Genomic DNA, 18,652 nt, shown 5'->3' on the forward strand with positions numbered 1-18,652 from the left:
CTATAGGCAAAAGTGACAATTCTCGTCTGTTAAACCGTAAACGCCTTGTCGACTGGCAAGGTGTTTTTTCCCTTCACTCAATCCCATGTCATACCCTTCGTTGAGTAGCGATGTATTCATCGTCAATCGCTTAATACGAAACGTTTCAGGCGGTGAAATCACTCGTACAGTCACGCCTTGAGGCGGATTACGGATAAATTCAAGCGTTTGATTATAGCGAGTGGATCGCTCTGCCATCGCTTTCCCAATCATCGGGTATTTTCTTAACAACCGTTTGATGATCCAAGAACTTTTGCTTTTAGGCATTTCGTAGCTCAATGGGTGCGAGAGGATAACCGTGATCTCTTTTGCCCCTTGATGATAAGCTTCAATAACCGGGATCGAATCTGCCACGCCACCATCGGTATAACAGCCACCTGAGAAGCATGGGGTACGCTTATAAGCTAGCGGCAGGGCTGCTGTTGCCTCTAATACTTGCTCTAAGTTGCACGGGGTAACCTGGTAGTAATCTGCCAAGCCTGTATCAATATTGGTTGTTGTCGCGAGCATAGGAGTGTTGGAAAACAGTGCCTCTGTATTGACTGGGTAACGCTTCTCCGATTCGGATACTAACCAATTTACATCAACGAGATTCCCACCTTTGACAAAACGACGAGGGTTATAAAACTGAGAATCAGTGGCCAACTCCGTAATCACGTTATAACTGCGGTGATATTGTTTTGCGAGATAGCCGACCAAGTTGGATGCTCCAGCTGAAACACCAATGGCAAAGTCGAAAGGGTAGTAGTCCTTTTCAATAAATGTGTCTAATACGCCTGCAGCAAAGATGCCTCTCATCGCTCCGCCTTCAACAACCAATGCTTTCATAATGATCACTCTCTGGATTTGTCATTTTCTTTTAATCTGAGAGGATCTTATGCCTTCGGCGCTCATTCGAAAAATCGGTCTTTTGTATAACTGTGATAGGCAATAACGATGCGTCTTAATAGGTTTTGACAATTAAACAAATAGATCTTGCAATTTTTATTTAAGAAAACATTACTGATAACCTCAATATTCATAGAGTTAGTGAAAATAACTGTATAAAAGACCAGTGCTTCTTGATCCTTGATGAGAATGAACTATACTGGATATAAATACAGGTAATTGGAGGTGTATTATGTTATTAGAAACCATTGAACGCGTTAACCGCCTACGTCAGCAAGCTTTGGCTGATCCTGAATTTATCCAATCAGCAAAAGCTCATGAAAAAGCACTTAACGATAAGAGCTATCACTCTTCAGCCAAATCTGCCAGTAACAAAACAAGAAAAGATAAGACGCTCGCCGAGCTCTATCAGCAAGCTGAGTTTGGATCCCGCAGTGATGCGGCCAGTCACTAATTAGATGAGTTTTAAAGCAGTCATATGGCTGCTTTTTTATTGCCAGAATAAAAAATTGGCCGCGAAATGCGGCCGTACAAGCAGGAAGTAAAAGATGCGTAACAGAGCGTTTTTACTCTTATTACTTTCAGTCTAGAACAAATTTTTAGACACGAAGGTAAAAAGTGCGCTTAGCTTAGAAATGTACCAGGGTCTGCGGCTAATATACTTTTAGGTTAGATAATTATGCTTGTTAATTAGGAAATGATTAGTTAAAACCTCCGTGGCATCGTCATATATCAGTGAATAATTAGAACTGCTCACAAATCCCTTTCGTAAAATGACTATAATGCGCCATTTGAATTGATCGGTGACAATGAAAGGTAAGATTCGACTTTAATGTGCGCGATATGGATCACGCTGCCTCTAACCTTTGCGCGCAATTAGGCGTACTATTGCACCCCTTAAACGGTAATCCCGGAAATAATAATGGATAATAAACTCGGCTTGAGCTCATTAACTGCGATCGTTATTGGCTCAATGATTGGTGCTGGTGTTTTCAGCTTGCCTCAGAATATGGCGTCTGTTGCCAGCCCTGCTGCGGTAATAATTGGCTGGACGATTACAGGTGTCGGGATGATCTTTCTCGCACTCTCATTTCAAAAACTAGCCGCTCAGCGTCCGCATGTTGATAGCGGTGTGTTTGGCTACGCAAAAGATGGTTTTGGTGATTTTGTTGGTTTCTGCTCGGCTTGGGGCTACTGGCTAAGTGCCATGTTGGCCAACGTTTCTTACTTGGTCATTGTGTTCAGTACGTTAGGTATGCTGTTCGACACGCCAGATCAGGTCATTTTCGGCCAAGGCAATACGCTCATCTCGATCATTGGTGCTTCTTGTTTGCTCTGGATGGTGCATGCGTTAGTGCTTCGTGGTGTTGAAACCGCAGCTCTGATCAATATGGTGACTACGTACGCGAAGCTGGTTCCGTTGATGATCTTCATTGTGGCTACGATGTTTGCGTTTAGCTGGAACACGTTCACCCTCGACTTTACTGGGCTTCATTTCGGTGAAGGTCACGACCTAATGGCACAGGTTAAGAGCACAATGCTGGTCACCGTTTGGGTATTCATTGGTATTGAAGGCGCTGTGGTGGTGTCGAGTCGAGCGCGTAATCGTAAAGACATTGGCCGCGCAACGATCCTGGGTTTATTAACCGCACTCGCGATTTATGTATTTGTCACCTTATTGTCGATGGGCGTAATCAAACCTGTTGAGCTAGCAAGCTATCAAAACCCATCGATGGCGAAGGTGCTGACTCATATATTGGGTCCTTGGGGTCAATACATTATCAGCGTTGGATTACTGATTTCAGTTTGTGGTGCATTCTTGAGTTGGACGGTTCTCGCTTCAGAAGCGCCATACTTGTGTGCCAAAGAAAACATGTTCCCTAAAGCTTATGCCAAGGTAAACAAAGCGGGGAGCCCAGTACGGCCACTGACATTGACGAACGTTTGGATTCAAGTTTCGCTTGTATTCGTGATGTTTGCTGGCAGTACTTATGACACATTGTTGATCATTGCCTCAGAGATGATTCTAGTGCCGTATTTTCTGATTGGTGCTTTCGTCCTGAAAATTGCCATTGAACAAAAAGACAAAGGCAGCTTATTGCTGATTGGTATTGGTGCTACATTTTATGGACTTTGGCTACTGTATGCGTCTGGCCTAGATTACTTACTCTTGTCGGCACTACTTTATTTGCCAGGGCTCTATTTCTACGTGAAAGCGAAAAAAGAGCAGGGTGTGTCGGCGTTCCAAGGAAAAGAAAAATTAGGTGCGTGTATCTTGGGGGGGGGTGCCCTTGTGGCGGCAGGGCTAATCTGGCAAGGCAGTATCAATTTGAATTTCTGAAAAATCCCCTGCGACGACTAAATATAAGTAAGTCGCAGGGGATTTTTCAATAGGCTTATCTGAATTTTGCTCGGTATCGGTAACGCAAACTATCAAAAATAGTAAATATCAAACCGGCCCAGATGAAGCTGAAGCTCACCAGTTTAACCTCATCAAACAGCTCACCGAATAGATAGACAGCCAAGAAAAACTGAATGGTCGGTTCAATGTATTGCATTAAGCCAATGGTCGACATAGAGGTCAGTCGAATCGCGATAGAATAGAAGACCAATGGCAGCAATGTGACGGGTGCTGACCCGACATAAAGCCAGAATGTTTGCATACCGGAGTGAAGGGAAACCGTTCCGATCGTGTACTCTTTAAACAGGATATAAAGTAAAGCGATAGGTAAAAGAACTAACGCTTCGACAAACAGCCCTGTACTCCATTCATAAGACGATTTCTTCTTACACCAACCATAAAAAGTGAAAAAAATGGCCATGGTTAACGCAATGTATGGCACGCTGCCGTAATGAATGATCTGGTAGCTCAAACCGATACAAGCCAATACTAAAGCGACCTTTTTACCAAGCGAAAGCGTTTCGTTTAAAAAGAAAACACCCAACGCCATCATGGTGATCGGGCTAATGAAAAAGCCTAAACTCGCATCGATCACTCTGTCGTTGGTCATCGCCCAAGTAAACGCACACCATGAAATAGACATCATCACGGTCGCCAGCGTTGAAAACAATAAAGACCGTTTATCAGCCCAAATTGCCTTTAAGCTGGGCATGCGTTTCGTTATTGCTAAAACGATCAAAGCGCCAAAAGGAACCGAGGCGATCAATCTTATCGCGATGAGTTCATCGGTCGCCGCATACGGTAAGAACTGATAATAAAGAGGCAGCAAGCCCCAAAGTAAAAAGGAAAAGGCAGCCATTGCATTGCCTAAACGTTGCTCAGACATAATGACCTCAAGTTGTTAGAAATTGAGCGAAATCTAAGCTTCTTCATTCAAAATGTAAAGAGAATATTCCTATAAATATCGGACAGGTTTTACAAACCTCGGCGACCGTTTTAAAAGCAAGGTCTTGTCTCTAACTAAAGAGAGGCAACCGGTTATTCGTCAAGCTGGGCAGATAACTGCTTAATCACAACAACTTATTACTTAAAGAGAGTCTTTCTCTTTTTAAGCTATTGAAATCTTGTCTATTTTCCTTGGTATTAAGATTGCTTCATCGTTCTTTTATGTTAAGTGCTCGGGCCATATAGAAGGAACTCTTAATGCCAATCTTAACTTTCAATATCGATATTGATGGCCTTCCGCCCGATTCGCTACGTGTTATCGAATACCGTGGTTCAGAGTCGCTCTCTCAAACACAGGATGAGCAAGGTCAGGTGTGTAATGGGTTTCGCTATGAGTTCAAACTCGCGAGCCGCAGATCTGACATTAACGAAAGAGACATTGTTGATCGTGAACTCGACTTTGGTGTGTTTATGGATGGGGAGTGTGTCCAACGTTTGAACGGAATAGTACGCCGGTTTTCTGTGGGCGATACTGGCCATAATCATACGCACTATCAGCTCGTTGCCGTTCCAGCCATCGAACGGCTGTCGCTGCGAAGAAATTCGCGCTCATTCCAATTTAAAACGGTGCCAGAAATCATCGCCTTGTTGTTGTCTGAAATGGGGGTGAGTGGCTATCAATTTATGCTCAAGAATCCTCACCCTCAGAGAGAGTTTTGCGTTCAGTATCAAGAGTCTGATTTGGACTTTTTGCATCGCTTAGCTTCAGAAGAGGGGTTGGTGTATAGCTTTAGCCACCAACGCGGCAAACATAGTGTGATATTTACCGATGCCAGTGAACCTCTAACTAAGCGTGTTGAACCGCTGGTTTACAATAACCTCAGCGGAGGATTGGCCAACCAACCCTATGTGCGCCACTTCGCGCTGACAACACGTTCTGATGTCAGCCATGTGACACTTCTAGACCGCAGTTTCAAAAAGCCTTCTTACTCTTTCTCTAACCCTGTCAGTGGTCAAGAAATCAATCATCAACGAACAGATTCGTATGAGCATTTTGACTACCCGGGACGATTTAAAAGTGATGAACTGAGCCAACTGATTACCACTACTCGCCTTAATCAACTTCGGAATGAATCTAAAACAGCGTCTGGGGCAAGTAATTGTCCTAATTTAGCGGCGGGAAGTAAGTTTGAGCTCACTGGACATCACAGCGCAAAAGTGAACCGAGAGTGGCTAGCTGTTTCAGTTGAGCACATAGGCACACAGCCTCAAGCGTTGGAAGAAGAAGGGGGCAGTGGCATCACCACGTATCACAACACCTTTAAAGTGATTCCTGCCGATTTGGTTTGGCAGCCTAAGTCCATGACTAAGCCTAGGGTAGATGGGCCAATGATTGCAACGGTTGTCGGCCCTGACGGGGAAGAGATCTATTGCGATGAGCATGGAAGAGTGAAAGTTCATTTTCATTGGGACAGGTACTCCAACGCCAACGAACAGAGTTCATGTTGGGTTCGAGTCAGCCAAGGGTGGGCAGGAAGCCAATATGGAATGATGACCATCCCGAGAATCGGGCACGAAGTGATTGTAACATTTCTCAATGGTGACCCGGATCAGCCCATCATTACAGGTCGCACCTATCATGCCGTGAACAGACCGCCTTATCCTTTACCTAACAACAAAACCAAAACGGTTATCCGCACTCATTCTTACCAAGGCGATGGATTTAACGAACTGAGTTTTGAAGACCAAGCCAATCAAGAAAAACTCTACCTTCATGCGCAGCGAGATTGGGATTCCAAAGTACAAAATGATCATGTGTTAGATGTCGACAATGACCAACATTTCACGGTTGAGTCAGAAAACTACACACTGACGAAAAAACATCGACACCTCTCCATTGACGGTAGTTTCAATGAACAAACTGGAAGCAATAAGAGTGTCAGCGTCAGTCAGTCTATTGAGCAGAAAGTGAACCAGAAAACGGTTATTGATAGCGGTGATGAGATTCATCTAAAAGCAGGGAACAAAATCGTATTTGATGCGGGAAGCGCCTTGACGATCAAAGCAGGAGGCAGCTTCATTAAAGTGGATGCTGGTGGAGTCCATCTAGTGGGGGCCGCCATCAACCTTAACTCGGGCGGAAGTGCGGGAAGTGGCAGTGGGTATGGTGGCGTAAAAGCTAAGCTGCCAATGGGTATAGAAGAATTGGAAGCGCCAGAAGAGGCCTTGTTCATCAATCCGGTCGCAGTATTGGCTCAGCAACATAACATCGATGTAAAGAGTGATGTTGCGGTAACAACCATTTGTCAGAAAAAGTCAGATGGGACGTGTCCATTGAAGGAGTGCCCATGCCGCCAATCTTAAAAAGACCCAACAGTGGTCAAGTTGTCAGCATAAGGTCAAATATTTTAAGAAATAGTTTGTCGAATTAGGTAAGATACTCGTTAATAGGATGATATAGCGCCTGATTGAAGTGGGTGATGTCTATACTTATAGGCATGAGCATCGAGATTTAAGCAAGATGACTTGCTGACTATGACCACTTAAAAGGACGAGATTGTTACTTTGGTTGGTATGTAAGTGACAAGATATAGGACAAAAGAATGAATAGCGTGGATCAGAAACGTAAATACTACCGCTTGAAGTATCCGAAACGAGCTCGGCCGTTTGTTCGCTTCGGCAACGAGATGTTTCAGGTAACAGAAGTTTCTGAGGGCGGCATTCGCATGGTCACTAATCCTTTAACGGAAATGTATAAAGGATTGAGCGTGAAAGGCGTACTCAATCTCAACGAAGAGGATATGGTTGAAATTGAAGGCGCGGTGTTACGTTTTGATAACGAAGAAGTGATCATTCAACTGAAGAAAGGGCCAACGTTTAAAATTATGGTCGATCAGCAGCGTTATATTCGAACCAAGTTCCCTGCATTTTTCGAAAAATTAAGAAATGAGTTGGCGTACTAGTCTCACTCTCGGTCTCTAGTTTTAGTTAAAGCAAAGGCGCACTCTCTGTGCGCCTTTGTCGTATTTGCGCATGTGTTTTCCCACTTTAAATACAATCCGCCATTGATCTGTTTGTAAATTAAGCCCGTAGAGGTTAGCGAAGTAAGACAACAGCTAATGGAGCTTAGCTCCTCACTTAAGGGATGGACTCATGGTTAAATATACACTTTCACTTGCGACAGCTTTAATCGCACTCTTCACATTTATCTTACCTGCACAGGCTCACAACCACGGTATGAAGGCTGATATAGTTGATGTTGCGGTGGAGAATGGATCGTTCACTACACTTGTCGCTGCCGTTAAAGCCGCTGACTTGGTCGATACGTTGAAGGGCAAAGGTCCATTTACGGTATTTGCACCGACTGATGAAGCTTTCGCTAAACTACCAGAGGGAACGGTTGAGTCTCTACTTCTACCAGAGAATAAAGACAAGCTTGTAGCGGTTCTCACCTATCATGTTGTGGCTGGCAAAGTGATGGCAGCAGATGTCGTTAAACTAGACAAAGCAACAACCGTTCAAGGCCAAGATGTCATGATTAAAGTCATGGATGGCAACGTAATGGTTGATAACGCCAACGTGGTAGCAACGGACGTGAAAGCGAGCAACGGTGTTATCCACGTGATTGATCAAGTCATCCTTCCTAAATAAACCCATCGTTCTATTTAATGCATATTGGGCAGAGCATCGCTTTGCCCTTTTTTTGGACGGAATCCTTCATGCAGCAACAGAAAATCAGTAGTAAGCAAATTGCCGATATGGAAAGCCGGTATCGTGCGAGGTTAATCAACAGCTTAAGTGGCTTCAAAAGTGCAAATATGGTGGCTACGGTTGATGCGGAAGGGCAACCCAACCTTGCTATCGTCAGCTCAGTGATTCATCTCGGCTCCAATCCGCCTTTATTAGGCTTTATCAGTCGTCCTAACTCGGTGCAACGGCACACGTTGGAAAACATCCTCCAGGTTGGTGCTTTTACCTTAAATTCGGTCGAAGCTGACTTTGCCTCACTCGCACACCAAACGTCAGCGCGCTATCCTAAGCACCAAAGTGAGTTTGAAGCAGTGGGTCTGACCCCTCAATTTGACAACGAATTCGCCGCGCCATTTGTTTTAGAAAGCAGTGTAAAAATCGCATTGAGTCTGAAAGAGCACCAGACAATTAGGAGCAATAATACCGAAATGGTGATTGGTCAGATTGAGGCGATTCATCTTCCGAGAGAGATTGTTCAACCCGATGGTTATTTAGATATAGAGGGGATGGAGTGGGTGACGATCAGCGGCTTAGACAGCTACCATGTGACTCAACGATTGTTTCGACTGGAATACGCCAAGCCTGACAAAGCGCTAGTGCCTCTTTCTACAAACGGAGAACAAAGCGAATGGCCGAGCGAACCCGATAAGTTGTCTTAGCATGCTTGCAAACAACAAACGAGCGTTTATGAAGTGATTCTCGTTAAGGATAGATGATAAAAAGAGTCCGTAGAGGTAACATGAATAAACGGGCCAGAGAGCGAGCAGAATCTTAATTAGGGAAACCCAATGGACAAGGATGTCAAAAATCACTTCGAACAATACCCAGAACATGCTCGTCTAAGACTCATTGAACTGCGAGAACTTCTCTTCGCAATAGCTGCGGAGTTCGATGCAGGCGAGGTTGACGAATCCCTAAAATGGGGCGAGCCGAGCTACAACGTTAAGGCAGGAAGCCTTGTTAGAATGGACTGGAAGCTAAAATCGCCCAACGACTATTATCTGTTTTTTCATTGTCAGACCAAGCTAGTGGATACGTTCCGAGAGTTATATGGCGAAGTGCTAAGATTCCAAGGCAATAGGGCGATCGTTCTAACGTTATCTGAGCCTTTACCTCAAGCACCCATTAAACATTGCTTAGAGCTCGCATTAACCTATCAGCAGCGTAAGCATTTACCATTGCTTGGTGCGTAGAGTTTCGCAAGCTTTTGTTTGAGTGACTTAGTGAGTGACTTAGTGAGCGACTTGAGTAGCGAAAGTTATTCAACTGGGTAGGGCGTGAGAGCCATGCGTTCTGAGATTTAGCCACTGAACCTCTACAAGGCGCTACCCTGATGGTGATACAATCTGCGCATCAGAATTATTGAGAAACTCTATGTTCATCCATCACGTTAACGGTATTGACTGGCTGGTGATTACCGCTTTTGAAGAACTGAAACCTATATTTATCGAAGACGCTGGGCCGATCCCTTCTTGCTTCTCTATTGACAGCGAACTTAGCCTGATCGATCAAGCCAAACGCACTTTTGGATATCTACCTAATCTCAACGGCGTAATTACCGATACCGGTACTTTTCAAAGAAAGGATAACGAAGAAGACTTGAATCCGCAGCTTGCCTGCTTAGTTGAGGGGCGTGGTCGAGTGTTTATCTATCACGGTGGTTTTGTCGCTTTTGTGGATGACGAGCAAAGCTTTATTACCCGTTTAGACTGAAAGCAACCCAGTCAGCTGAAAGCGGCGAACTGGCACTTTACCTAAGGCTTTGTATCGAAAATCGAAATATAAAGCCTTAGTACTCGTAACAACCTAATTCACTTTCATTGATGATTTCACTTACGATTTTGCTGAGTTTCGTAACTGATTAGTTTAGCGACGTTCTTTAGCTGAACTCCAACCTTACTAAACGCTTGTTGGACCGTTGCAGAGACATGCTGCGGGCCTTCTCCTTGCAAAAAGTTTGCTCTATCTTGATTGGTGTCGAATACGCAGATAATTTTTAAGCTCTGTGGAAATGAAGAGTAGTTGACCGTATGCGTCACCCAGAGAAAACCATCGTAGCCTTTTAGTGTATCTTCACAAACATCGGTTAACACTTCTCGAATCTGGTTTTCGATCTTCTTATCTGATTTGCGCATCAGGCTAATTCCCTCTTTTTTAACGCTTTTAGCTGAGAGTGTATCTTAACATCTAAAATGGTGTCCGGCTTTATTAGACCACTACAGTAATTGTTAAATAGGCTCTAGGTTAGTGGAGCAATTAGGGTAGTGCCATTTGGAAATAATTCGTCAAGTCGTTACAAACTCATTTAGCGAGAACTAAAGCTTTTCTCTAAATATAAATTATAAATTAATAATTTTAGGCTATTCAATGAAAGACTTTAGGTTGGAAGCTCTTAATTTACACCGCAGGGCAGGCAGCTAATCATGGAACAGAGTAAAGGATTGACGAGAGAGCAAATCAAGCGTTTTCACCGAGATGGCTATATAGGTCCATTACCGAGGTTCGCAAATGTCGAATTAATTAAAGATGTTTTAAAGGAAGTTAGGGAGATAGCTCAAAGCCCAGAGCCTCATCCTCTGTATGGTCGTTACTCTGTCCGGGATTGGCATTTAGTATCGACGGAAATTAAAGAGTTGATCACAGATTCAGCTTTGATCCCACAGCTACAGTCTCTAATTGGAGGTGATCTAGCTCTTTGGCGCTCAAAAATTTTTCACAAGCAATCTGGTGAGAATGGTACAGGCTGGCACCAAGAGTGGGGGGATTTCGATGGTGAAGAAATTGGCAATAATAAGCCTAGTTTAAGGCCCAAACAAGAAAGGCGAGATCATTGGTGGAATTTAACAGTTTGGGTCGCTCTTACTGATGTTGAGCTTGATTGTGCTCCGTTGCGCTTCATTCGTGGTTCACATAAAAAACAATATCCTAAAACCATGGTTCCGATGACAGAATCTGAGTTCTGGCATGATCCTTTTATTGACTGTAAAACAATCGAAGACGTTGTCGAAAGGGCGAATAATTACACATTAGTATTGGACGTTGATACCAGCGGGCTTTTTGAAAATTATCAAATTAGTGGGAAAACATTCGAGGATGTTAAAGCCTATGTTCGAGCTGAGCTTGCAAAACTACCTGCAAAAAAAACATTGGGTGTAGACGAGAGCCAAGAAGATATAGTGACGATCCCTATGAAAAAAGGGGAATTTGTTATTTTCACAGAAAGAACTATGCATGGCTCTCTTCCTAATACATCTGCTAATGACCGGTTTGGCATTAATTTTAGAGTGACGACAACGGATACGGAAATTTATCCACTTCGACATTTGGGCGACTTTACTGATGGTTCAAACATAGATATCACAAAACATTCTAGCTTACTGCTCTCTGGTAAGGATCTCTCTAACACACGTAATAGTTATACGTGAGAAGGGAGGTTAGAAAGTGATTATCAACAAACAAATGCATGACATGAATATTCTGAATGATGCTTCTGTCTTACTTGGGTGTTCGACTTCTAAAGAGCTCTATCAAAAATTAAGAGCTCTGATAGAGCGACACGATACTGTGAGAGTGAAGACAGGAATAAATCTTGTGGCAGCAGAAGGCCCTATGAGTTCACAAGCTCGGCGACTACTAAGTTGTGACTTGGGGTCTAGAGCCTCAGGCGGATCTATTGGACGAAATAACCGTTTTTTTACGGGGCTTGATCAAGCTGATGAAATAGAAGCGCTTTGCATAGTATTACTTAAGGAATTATTTGAATGTAATCATGCAGACCCTAGGCTTTTAGGAGGGCTTCATGCTAATACAGTTGTCTACGCAGTTCTCAAAAACCACTTCAAAGTATCAGACATGTCCACCCTCAATACATTTTATGGTGGTAACTCTAGTAACCATAATTTGGGCCCCCCGGGGATCTTGAACTACTCCATTTCAGAGCTTCCTGTGGATCCGAATACCCTCGAAATTGACTTAAACGCCTTTGAATACATGGCTAAGTTTAGACAACCGAAATTAGTGAGTTTAGGTGCAGGTCTCAATCTTTTTCCCTTTCCTGTAAAAGAGATAAAAGACATTATTTCTCGTTGGGGAGGGATGTTACTTTTTGATGGCTCACACCAAGCAGGGTTGATAGCTGGTGGGGTTTACCCAAACCCTTTATCTTTGGGAGCTGATATCTACACTGCATCGACAGGAAAGACGTTTAGTGGCCCTCAGGGAGGAATGATTTGTTGGAATTCGGAAAAGTTTTCTTCTCCGGTTAGCACGACTATATTCCCAAAGCTAACTGGTTCACATCAACTTAATCGAATTGCTGCCCTGACGCTCTCATGCTTAGAATTAAAGGAGTATGGCCATGAATATATGGCGCAGGGGATACTTAATGCTAGGCAACTTGCTAGTAACTTACAGGCGCACGGATTGGATGTCCTCTGCTCTGATGAAGGCTTTACCGAAACTCATCAAGTTGTTGTGAAATGGACTCAAGAAGAAGGTGCTCGTTTAGCATGCTATCGTCTAGCTGATGTTGGGGTTTTTGCTAATGCAGTCCCACTCCCTGAAGATAGAGAGTTGTTATCCGGGATACGTTTTGGTGTAACAGAAATTACTCGATTAGGGGTCACACAAAGTCAAATAGTTGTTTTAGCTGAGGTAGTCGCAGGCGTTCTACAAGGTAATTACAATTTGAAGGAGGCGCGTAATGTAGTAGTTGAGTTAGCTTCAACATTTTCTGACTTTAAATATTGCTTGGAGGGTGGACAATGATTTCAATTCCAGAATTGTTTACCTACTTATTTGTTACGTTGCTATATGCGTTTATGCCGGGTCCTGCAATGCTTTACAGTATTGCTCAAGCAGTGTCAGGAGGGAAGAAAGTAGGAATTATGGCAGCTTTTGGCCTTCATATAGGGGGGTATTTTCATGTGATATTGGCTGTATTAGGCTTGTCTTCGGTGCTTTTAGCTAATCCTTCTCTCTATTCTGCCATTCAAAAGCTAGGAGCTCTCTATCTTATTTGGTTAGGTTTCCACCGCATCTATCTAACAAAGAAAGTACGTATAACTTCTTTTGAAAGCAACCTTACCTCCCCTAAAAGAACGTTCATTGATAGTGTCATTGTAGATGTTCTGAACCCTAAAGCCGCAATTTTTTATCTTGCTTTTCTTCCACAGTTTGTGAATGAAGCAGGAAGTATTGCTGTTTGGCTCCAACTACTTATTTTGGGAGTTGTTACGAATTTAATGTTTAGCAGCGCTGATCTTTTAAGTGTTTTGATGGCGAGTCATCTACAGAAAAAGTTTCAAGCAAGAAGTAACTGGGTTGATTTTTTCTCAAGGTGGTCCGGTAGTATTTTTATACTGTTAGGTGTGATGGCCTTGGTAAACTCCTCGTAAAATTAGTATGCAATAGATTGTCTTATCTATAAGAACAATCTAGCTATCGACTTCGACAGCCTTAAAGTACAGACCTATGGCAAAGTTGTAGCGAATTGTGAAATTGATTCTCCGAATATTTTAAGTAGCCAACTTAAGGAAGTGCAAACCGGACACTTTGGTATTGAAGGCACTTTCAGATATGTTCTAGAGTTAAAGAACAAATTAGGTGAGACCGTAATTTGAAGAAAATTGAGAGCGTTTTTGAGGCTTCAAAAACGGTGAAACCCCGATGTTGGTAGCATCGGGGTTTCGAATTTTTAGACTTCTCGGATGGTAAGGCCGATTATCTTATATGCAAAAGGCTGGATTTAATCCGAATTAATTCCTGGTAGGGAATTAGATGCGGATGAAGTCCATGTGCTCAACTTTTGGCTTGAACGCGTGACGTTGTACGTCTTGTGGCTTAACCTTAACTTCTGCGCCGTCGATCACTAGAGTGATTGCTTCGTAGAATTCTGGCTTGTCCATTTGGTTCATAACGTCATCGTGGTTAAGAACGATAGAAACTGCTGCTTCTTCACCGCCGTATACAACTGCAGGGAATTTACCAGCGTGACGTAGGCGGCGGCTCGCACCTTTACCTAGTTCAGTACGTACTACTGCTTCAAATTTCATAGTATTACTCTCAAAATTTAAGATATTCATATTCACACTAACAATGCGACCTTGTCATGTGTGGTAAACGCTCAAGAGAAATTGGTAGTAACTCTGTAAGCGAGCGCGGATACTACCACTCTCTACCTATACTCGCAACTGATATTCGCAGTTCTGAGCCAATTTAACCGCATATAGAATCAAACGGTTAAGTTTAGTTCAGTTGCCGTCTCGCCTACCTTCTTCACTCTATGAACTCAATCTGAATAGAACGCTCACCCGCGGTTAAGTCAGGGGAGTGTAACTTAGTCGTCAACATAACGAAAAACGTCTATTCAGAACAAATTGAGGAGCCCACCATGAGCCCAGTTAGCATTGTAGTTATCACACTAAACGAAGAAAAGAGAATCGGTCGTTTGATGGAAGATCTAAGTAAGCAGACTCACAAAGAATTTGAAGTGATCGTTGTTGATTCAAACAGTGATGACGCAACAAGAGAAGTGGTTGCGGCTTATGAATCCTCTTTGCCAGCACTTACTGTTCACAAAATGGAGACACGCGGCGTGAGCCTAGGTCGAAACACGGGGGCTTCATTAGCAAAACACGAACGCTTACTGTTTTTAGATGCGGACGTGCAACTTGATCCAACCTTTCTAGCCAATGCGGTGAGTCAGCTAGATCAAAAGCAGCTAGAGGTCGCCGGTGTGTACATGGGGGCGAAAGATTTGCCGTTGGTACACAAGTTTGGTTACGGTCTGTTTAATTTGGGCTTGTTCACGACTCAGTTCGTTTTCCCAACAGCAGTGGGTGCCTGTATTTTCTCGACAAAACGAGTCCATGAACAACTGAACGGTTTCGATGAAGAGATCGTACTCTGCGAAGACTGCGATTACGTAAAACGTGCAAGCAAAACATGGCGCTTCCGCTTTTTACCACTGACATTCGGCTTTGATCCCCGTCGTCTTGATCAAGATGGGGTGTTCAAAATGGGCGCAACGTATCTTAAAGCGAATCTACGTCGTCTGTTCTTCGGAGAGATGAGAAACAACGAAATGGAATACAAATTCGGTCACTACAAAGAGCAATAATGGCTAGGTGATTGGAGATGTTTGAAGGATTCAGTCTGTTTGTTGGGGCGCTACTTGATGCTTTGATCGGCCCCAACTTATTTGTGCCCGGTGAGCCATTTCTTATTGCTGCTGGGTATCAGTTACATCAAGGGATATACACCGGGCTCATTGCCGTGCTGCTGGGTGGATTTCTCGGCGATCAAATGAGCTACGTGATCGGGCGTAAATTTGGCTTTTCTGCTCAGAAAAAACTGGTGAAGTGGCAACCTAAAGTTCGACGACCGATTGCAAAGTGTCGTCATTTAATGACTAAGAAAGGAAATTACGTTTTGTCATTTGCGCGTTTATTAGGGCCTGTGGCTTGGGTTGTTCCGTTTATCGCTGGAAGTCAGAAAGTGACATGGCAACGTTTTACTTTGTTTTCGACCATTGGTCTGATATTGGGCGTCGGCCAGTTTGTCGCGTGGGGCTATTTGCTCTCTTATGGGGTCGAACATTTTCCGATCATTGAGCAAGCGAAGATCTTTACCATCGAGCATATCCCGACCTTACTTGCACTGGGTGGGTGCCTTGTTTTTTATTGGATAGGGAAGAAGCTTCGCTGGCGCTTTCTGTTTACGAAGCTCACGCTCGCTGTGGTGTTATCGATGGTCTATGTCAACTACACACACTTTTTCTTTTATGCGGATGATAATCAACTCGAAGCGGTAGCAAAAACAGAAAAGTTAGCTCAAAGAGAGACAGAACTTGCTCATTTGACGCTTAAGGTTTATCCGGGAAAATCTTCGGTGTTTGATGCGCAGGCCGTTAACGTTGTCTACTACGGTGAAACGCCAAAAACGTTAATGAACGAGTTAGGTTGGATTGAAAACAAAACTTTCTCCCGCAACGATTTAGAGTTGATGGACTATGTTCAATTGCTCAAAGATAAAACACCGCCAGTCTCTGATCTCTATTGGAATCATATCCCACAAGAAATGGCATTTCAGCTGCCGGGGAACTTAGTAAAGCGTAGCCATATTCGTTGGTGGCAAGCAGGGCGAGATCCACAAACGAAGCAAAAGTTGTGGTTAGGGGCATTGAGCTATGACGATGGATTACAGCTTACGCCGTATTCTGGAATTGTGACGGTATTGCACAGTGTTGACCCTAACGTTGATGCCGAAAGAGATAGGCTGTTAGCGCAAGTCGCGGGAGGTTTTAGTGCTCATCAAGTGTCGTTGAGCGAAGCATTAACGCCCGTGGTTTTAGATGAAGAGCACGATTACTTTACCGATGGTCGACTCCTGATCATTACCGATTTAGCGGAAAATAAAATTCTGCCTGCAGGTGATTTGTTGCTTTAAATTGGGCAGTTGATTGCCTGATTTCGCCACCCTATGCCTTCAATGTGGCGCTATATGGAGCGCGGTTCATTTGGCACTAACTTTGCGTTGATTACTTTTCTTTCATTAAAGCGGGAAAGCGAAAGAATCGCGCAAAGGAGTGGTATGTCAACATTGCACTTTAACGTTGAAGTTGATGGCATAGAAAAAAATACGTTTGTCGTGCATCAGTTCCGTGGTCAAGAATCCCTATCTGATGACATTAGCCAACTCGGTGCTCGTTGTATTGGTTATCGCTACACCATCGATCTTGCCAGTCGGCGTCATGATATTACGCCAGAGGACTTAGTTGATCGGACTGCTCGCTTAGCGCTGTATCGCAACGGAATCTTAGAACGTGTGGTTCATGGGGTGGTTCGCTGTTGCACCTTAGGTGATACTGGACATCATCATACGTTTTACTCGATGGTGCTTGTTCCTTCCTTAGAGCGGCTTTCTCTACGTCAAAATAGTCGTATTTTTCAAGGTGTCTCTGTCCCAGAAATAGTTTCAATCCTTCTACAAGAGATGGGTATATTCGATTATGCGTTTTCGCTAAAACATGACCATCAAAAAAGAGATTACTGCGTTCAGTATAGAGAGACAGACTTAGCGTTCCTGCATCGCTTGATGGCTGAAGAAGGCATGGTTTATAGTTTCTCTCATCAAGTCTCGAAACATACGATCGTATTTACTGATTCGAATGTGGGATTAGAGCATTTATCACACCCTATTGAATACAACCCCAATTCCGGCTCTAGTGAGGGCGCAGCCTATATCTCTCAACTGATTGAGTCTCATCAGATCACCTCAAGTGATACTGTCCTTCAAGAATACAGTTTTAAAAAGCCTGAGCATCGATTTATGCAGAAGGCGGCCAATAATGATGGGCAGCCTTATGAACACTTTGTCTTTCCCGGTCGCTACCATAATCAAGCAAGCGGAAAGATACGCAGTCAGTCTCAGTTAGATTATTTGCAACGCAGTCAGCATATAGGCCAAGTGCTTAGCAACGAAATGAGATTAGGAGCAGGGTTATGCTTCACTCTCGGTGACGGCGAAGGCGAAAGGGTGACGAAAGATTGGCAAGTGGTCGCACTCTCAATCACCGCAACGCAACCACAAGCGCTTGAAGAAGAGGGCGGTGTAGGTGCCACAACTTACCACAATGAGGCATTGCTTATACCGGCCAATAAAGCTTGGAAGCGCGAACCATTAACAAAACCAGTAGCTGATGGCGCGACCATTGCGGTGGTGGTGGGGCCAGAAAATGAAGACATCTATACTGATGAATATGGTCGCGTAAAACTCCATTTTCTGTGGGATAGATACTCAAATGGCAATGAACTGAGCTCTTGTTGGGTACGAGTTTCTCAAAGTAGCGCAGGTTCCGAGTATGGCGTCATGGCGATACCGAGAGTCGGCCATGAAGTGATTGTCTCTTTCATTAATGGTGACCCTGATCAGCCATTGGTGACCGGTCGAACCCACAACGCGAATAACTCACCTTCTTATTCTCTCCCTAAGCACAAAACCAAAATGGTCATTCGTTCAGAAAGCTATCAAGGCTCTGGCTTTAACGAGTTGAGCTTTGAAGATAGCAGCGGAGCAGAGCAAGTTTATATGCATGCTCAGAAAGACTTGAAAGCACAAGTCAACAATGATCATACAACGCACGTTCACCATGATGCTCACTTGCTAGTAGGAAACGACCAATATACGCAAGTGAAGCAAGATGCTCATTTAAAGGTCACGTCTGATAGCTACACAACGATAAAAGATCGCTTAAGTGAGCAAATCGGTGCGAGCTTCAATCAAAAAGTTGCTGGCCGGTTCAGTGCTAAATCTGGGCGCGAAATTGTGTTGCAGTCTGGGGCGAAACTGGTGGTTGAGTCCGGGGCAGAAGTGACACTTAAGGTTGGCGGTAGCTTTGTGAGCGTTGACGGAAGTGGTGTTCACCTAGTTGGGCCTGCCATCAACTTAAATGCGGGTGGCTCGGCTGGCAGTGGGGCGGCATACAATGGAGTGATGGCAGCTTTGCCGAAAGGGATCATTCCTCCTGACTCTCCTGAGGTCAAAAAGGCGGTGCGCCATCAAGCGCTGCTTGTCGCAGAAGAGAGTCACATTCCACTGGTAAAACCATGTTCATTGGAAGAGGAATAA

General features: G+C 43.9%; 18 protein-coding genes. 14 read left to right on the forward strand and 4 right to left on the reverse strand.

Going from position 1 to position 18,652, the window contains the following annotated elements; genetic code table 11:
• Positions 1-873 carry a patatin-like phospholipase family protein gene (locus EJ063_RS07890; protein ID WP_208640366.1) on the reverse strand — a complete coding sequence of 291 codons (873 nt, stop codon included), beginning with the start codon at positions 871-873 and terminating at the stop codon, positions 1-3.
• A 286-nt stretch (positions 874-1,159) separates the two neighbouring features.
• Between EJ063_RS07890 and EJ063_RS07895 the strand changes: the two genes are divergently transcribed.
• Together EJ063_RS07895 and EJ063_RS07900 are read left to right on the forward strand one after the other, a co-directional pair.
• On the forward strand, positions 1,160-1,381 hold the full coding sequence (locus EJ063_RS07895; protein WP_126573691.1) for a hypothetical protein: 222 nt from the start codon (positions 1,160-1,162) through the stop codon (positions 1,379-1,381).
• Between the two features lie 468 nt (positions 1,382-1,849).
• On the forward strand, positions 1,850-3,268 hold the full coding sequence (locus EJ063_RS07900; protein ID WP_126573693.1) for a basic amino acid/polyamine antiporter: 1,419 nt from the start codon (positions 1,850-1,852) through the stop codon (positions 3,266-3,268).
• A 55-nt stretch (positions 3,269-3,323) separates the two neighbouring features.
• Here EJ063_RS07900 and rarD read toward each other — a convergent pair whose 3' ends face one another.
• A complete protein-coding gene (gene rarD, locus EJ063_RS07905) occupies positions 3,324-4,214 on the reverse strand; it encodes an EamA family transporter RarD (RefSeq protein ID WP_126573695.1) in 891 nt (296 codons plus the stop codon).
• A gap of 317 nt (positions 4,215-4,531) precedes the next feature.
• Between rarD and tssI the strand changes: the two genes are divergently transcribed.
• The 6 genes from tssI to EJ063_RS07935 all read left to right on the forward strand — a co-directional run bounded on the left by tssI (position 4,532) and on the right by EJ063_RS07935 (position 9,736).
• Positions 4,532-6,637: a type VI secretion system tip protein TssI/VgrG gene (tssI, locus tag EJ063_RS07910; RefSeq protein WP_126573697.1), complete on the forward strand. Its 2,106-nt coding sequence runs from the start codon at positions 4,532-4,534 to the stop codon at positions 6,635-6,637.
• A gap of 239 nt (positions 6,638-6,876) precedes the next feature.
• Positions 6,877-7,236 (forward strand): PilZ domain-containing protein, encoded by a 360-nt coding sequence (locus tag EJ063_RS07915; RefSeq protein WP_126573699.1) that lies wholly within the window; start codon positions 6,877-6,879, stop codon positions 7,234-7,236.
• A 190-nt stretch (positions 7,237-7,426) separates the two neighbouring features.
• Positions 7,427-7,924, forward strand: coding sequence for a fasciclin domain-containing protein (locus tag EJ063_RS07920; RefSeq protein WP_126573701.1), 498 nt, complete (start codon positions 7,427-7,429; stop codon positions 7,922-7,924).
• 68 nt (positions 7,925-7,992) lie between these two features.
• Positions 7,993-8,682, forward strand: coding sequence for a flavin reductase family protein (locus tag EJ063_RS07925; protein ID WP_126573703.1), 690 nt, complete (start codon positions 7,993-7,995; stop codon positions 8,680-8,682).
• 129 nt (positions 8,683-8,811) lie between these two features.
• On the forward strand, positions 8,812-9,216 hold the full coding sequence (locus EJ063_RS07930; RefSeq protein WP_126573705.1) for a DUF1801 domain-containing protein: 405 nt from the start codon (positions 8,812-8,814) through the stop codon (positions 9,214-9,216).
• 181 nt (positions 9,217-9,397) lie between these two features.
• Positions 9,398-9,736, forward strand: coding sequence for a cytosolic protein (locus EJ063_RS07935; protein WP_126573707.1), 339 nt, complete (start codon positions 9,398-9,400; stop codon positions 9,734-9,736).
• Between the two features lie 116 nt (positions 9,737-9,852).
• Here the strand turns inward: EJ063_RS07935 and EJ063_RS07940 are convergent, their stop codons facing one another.
• Positions 9,853-10,158 carry a Fis family transcriptional regulator gene (locus EJ063_RS07940; protein ID WP_126573709.1) on the reverse strand — a complete coding sequence of 102 codons (306 nt, stop codon included), beginning with the start codon at positions 10,156-10,158 and terminating at the stop codon, positions 9,853-9,855.
• Positions 10,159-10,446: 288 nt separating this feature from the next.
• Between EJ063_RS07940 and EJ063_RS07945 the strand changes: the two genes are divergently transcribed.
• Genes EJ063_RS07945 through EJ063_RS07955 form a run of 3 tightly spaced genes read left to right on the forward strand, consistent with a single transcriptional unit; the run spans position 10,447 to position 13,419 of the window.
• Positions 10,447-11,448 (forward strand): phytanoyl-CoA dioxygenase family protein, encoded by a 1,002-nt coding sequence (locus tag EJ063_RS07945; protein ID WP_126573711.1) that lies wholly within the window; start codon positions 10,447-10,449, stop codon positions 11,446-11,448.
• A 16-nt stretch (positions 11,449-11,464) separates the two neighbouring features.
• Positions 11,465-12,790 carry a serine hydroxymethyltransferase gene (locus EJ063_RS07950; protein ID WP_126573713.1) on the forward strand — a complete coding sequence of 442 codons (1,326 nt, stop codon included), beginning with the start codon at positions 11,465-11,467 and terminating at the stop codon, positions 12,788-12,790.
• A complete protein-coding gene (locus tag EJ063_RS07955; protein WP_126573714.1) occupies positions 12,787-13,419 on the forward strand; it encodes a LysE family translocator in 633 nt (210 codons plus the stop codon). The genes EJ063_RS07950 and EJ063_RS07955 overlap by 4 nt, the downstream gene beginning before the upstream one ends.
• 378 nt (positions 13,420-13,797) lie before the next feature.
• Here the strand turns inward: EJ063_RS07955 and rplY are convergent, their stop codons facing one another.
• Entirely contained in the window at positions 13,798-14,076 is a 279-nt protein-coding gene (rplY, locus tag EJ063_RS07960) for a 50S ribosomal protein L25 (RefSeq protein ID WP_126573717.1), read from the reverse strand.
• A 338-nt stretch (positions 14,077-14,414) separates the two neighbouring features.
• On the opposite strand from rplY, the gene EJ063_RS07965 reads away from it, so the two are divergent.
• From EJ063_RS07965 to EJ063_RS07975, 3 genes are all read left to right on the forward strand, one after another.
• Positions 14,415-15,143 carry a glycosyltransferase family 2 protein gene (locus tag EJ063_RS07965; protein WP_126573719.1) on the forward strand — a complete coding sequence of 243 codons (729 nt, stop codon included), beginning with the start codon at positions 14,415-14,417 and terminating at the stop codon, positions 15,141-15,143.
• 17 nt (positions 15,144-15,160) lie between these two features.
• Positions 15,161-16,471, forward strand: coding sequence for an LssY C-terminal domain-containing protein (locus EJ063_RS07970; RefSeq protein WP_126573721.1), 1,311 nt, complete (start codon positions 15,161-15,163; stop codon positions 16,469-16,471).
• Positions 16,472-16,615: 144 nt separating this feature from the next.
• On the forward strand, positions 16,616-18,652 hold the full coding sequence (locus tag EJ063_RS07975; protein WP_126573723.1) for a type VI secretion system Vgr family protein: 2,037 nt from the start codon (positions 16,616-16,618) through the stop codon (positions 18,650-18,652).

Origin of the sequence: Vibrio aquaticus (assembly GCF_003970385.1) — a bacterium.
Taxonomy (GTDB): domain Bacteria; phylum Pseudomonadota; class Gammaproteobacteria; order Enterobacterales; family Vibrionaceae; genus Vibrio; species Vibrio aquaticus.

What these genes read in the sequence shown, in the direction of transcription:
- EJ063_RS07970 (WP_126573721.1), top strand. Translation starts at nt 15,161, where the DNA reads ATGTTTGAAGGATTCAGTCTGTTTGTTGGGGCGCTACTTGATGCTTTG.
- EJ063_RS07900 (WP_126573693.1), top strand. Translation starts at nt 1,850, where the DNA reads ATGGATAATAAACTCGGCTTGAGCTCATTAACTGCGATCGTTATTGGC.
- EJ063_RS07955 (WP_126573714.1), top strand. Translation starts at nt 12,787, where the DNA reads ATGATTTCAATTCCAGAATTGTTTACCTACTTATTTGTTACGTTGCTA.
- EJ063_RS07925 (WP_126573703.1), top strand. Translation starts at nt 7,993, where the DNA reads ATGCAGCAACAGAAAATCAGTAGTAAGCAAATTGCCGATATGGAAAGC.
- EJ063_RS07920 (WP_126573701.1), top strand. Translation starts at nt 7,427, where the DNA reads ATGGTTAAATATACACTTTCACTTGCGACAGCTTTAATCGCACTCTTC.
- EJ063_RS07975 (WP_126573723.1), top strand. Translation starts at nt 16,616, where the DNA reads ATGTCAACATTGCACTTTAACGTTGAAGTTGATGGCATAGAAAAAAAT.
- rplY (WP_126573717.1), bottom strand. Translation starts at nt 14,076, where the DNA reads ATGAAATTTGAAGCAGTAGTACGTACTGAACTAGGTAAAGGTGCGAGC.
- EJ063_RS07965 (WP_126573719.1), top strand. Translation starts at nt 14,415, where the DNA reads ATGAGCCCAGTTAGCATTGTAGTTATCACACTAAACGAAGAAAAGAGA.
- tssI (WP_126573697.1), top strand. Translation starts at nt 4,532, where the DNA reads ATGCCAATCTTAACTTTCAATATCGATATTGATGGCCTTCCGCCCGAT.
- rarD (WP_126573695.1), bottom strand. Translation starts at nt 4,214, where the DNA reads ATGTCTGAGCAACGTTTAGGCAATGCAATGGCTGCCTTTTCCTTTTTA.
- EJ063_RS07935 (WP_126573707.1), top strand. Translation starts at nt 9,398, where the DNA reads ATGTTCATCCATCACGTTAACGGTATTGACTGGCTGGTGATTACCGCT.
- EJ063_RS07930 (WP_126573705.1), top strand. Translation starts at nt 8,812, where the DNA reads ATGGACAAGGATGTCAAAAATCACTTCGAACAATACCCAGAACATGCT.
- EJ063_RS07940 (WP_126573709.1), bottom strand. Translation starts at nt 10,158, where the DNA reads ATGCGCAAATCAGATAAGAAGATCGAAAACCAGATTCGAGAAGTGTTA.
- EJ063_RS07945 (WP_126573711.1), top strand. Translation starts at nt 10,447, where the DNA reads ATGGAACAGAGTAAAGGATTGACGAGAGAGCAAATCAAGCGTTTTCAC.
- EJ063_RS07915 (WP_126573699.1), top strand. Translation starts at nt 6,877, where the DNA reads ATGAATAGCGTGGATCAGAAACGTAAATACTACCGCTTGAAGTATCCG.
- EJ063_RS07895 (WP_126573691.1), top strand. Translation starts at nt 1,160, where the DNA reads ATGTTATTAGAAACCATTGAACGCGTTAACCGCCTACGTCAGCAAGCT.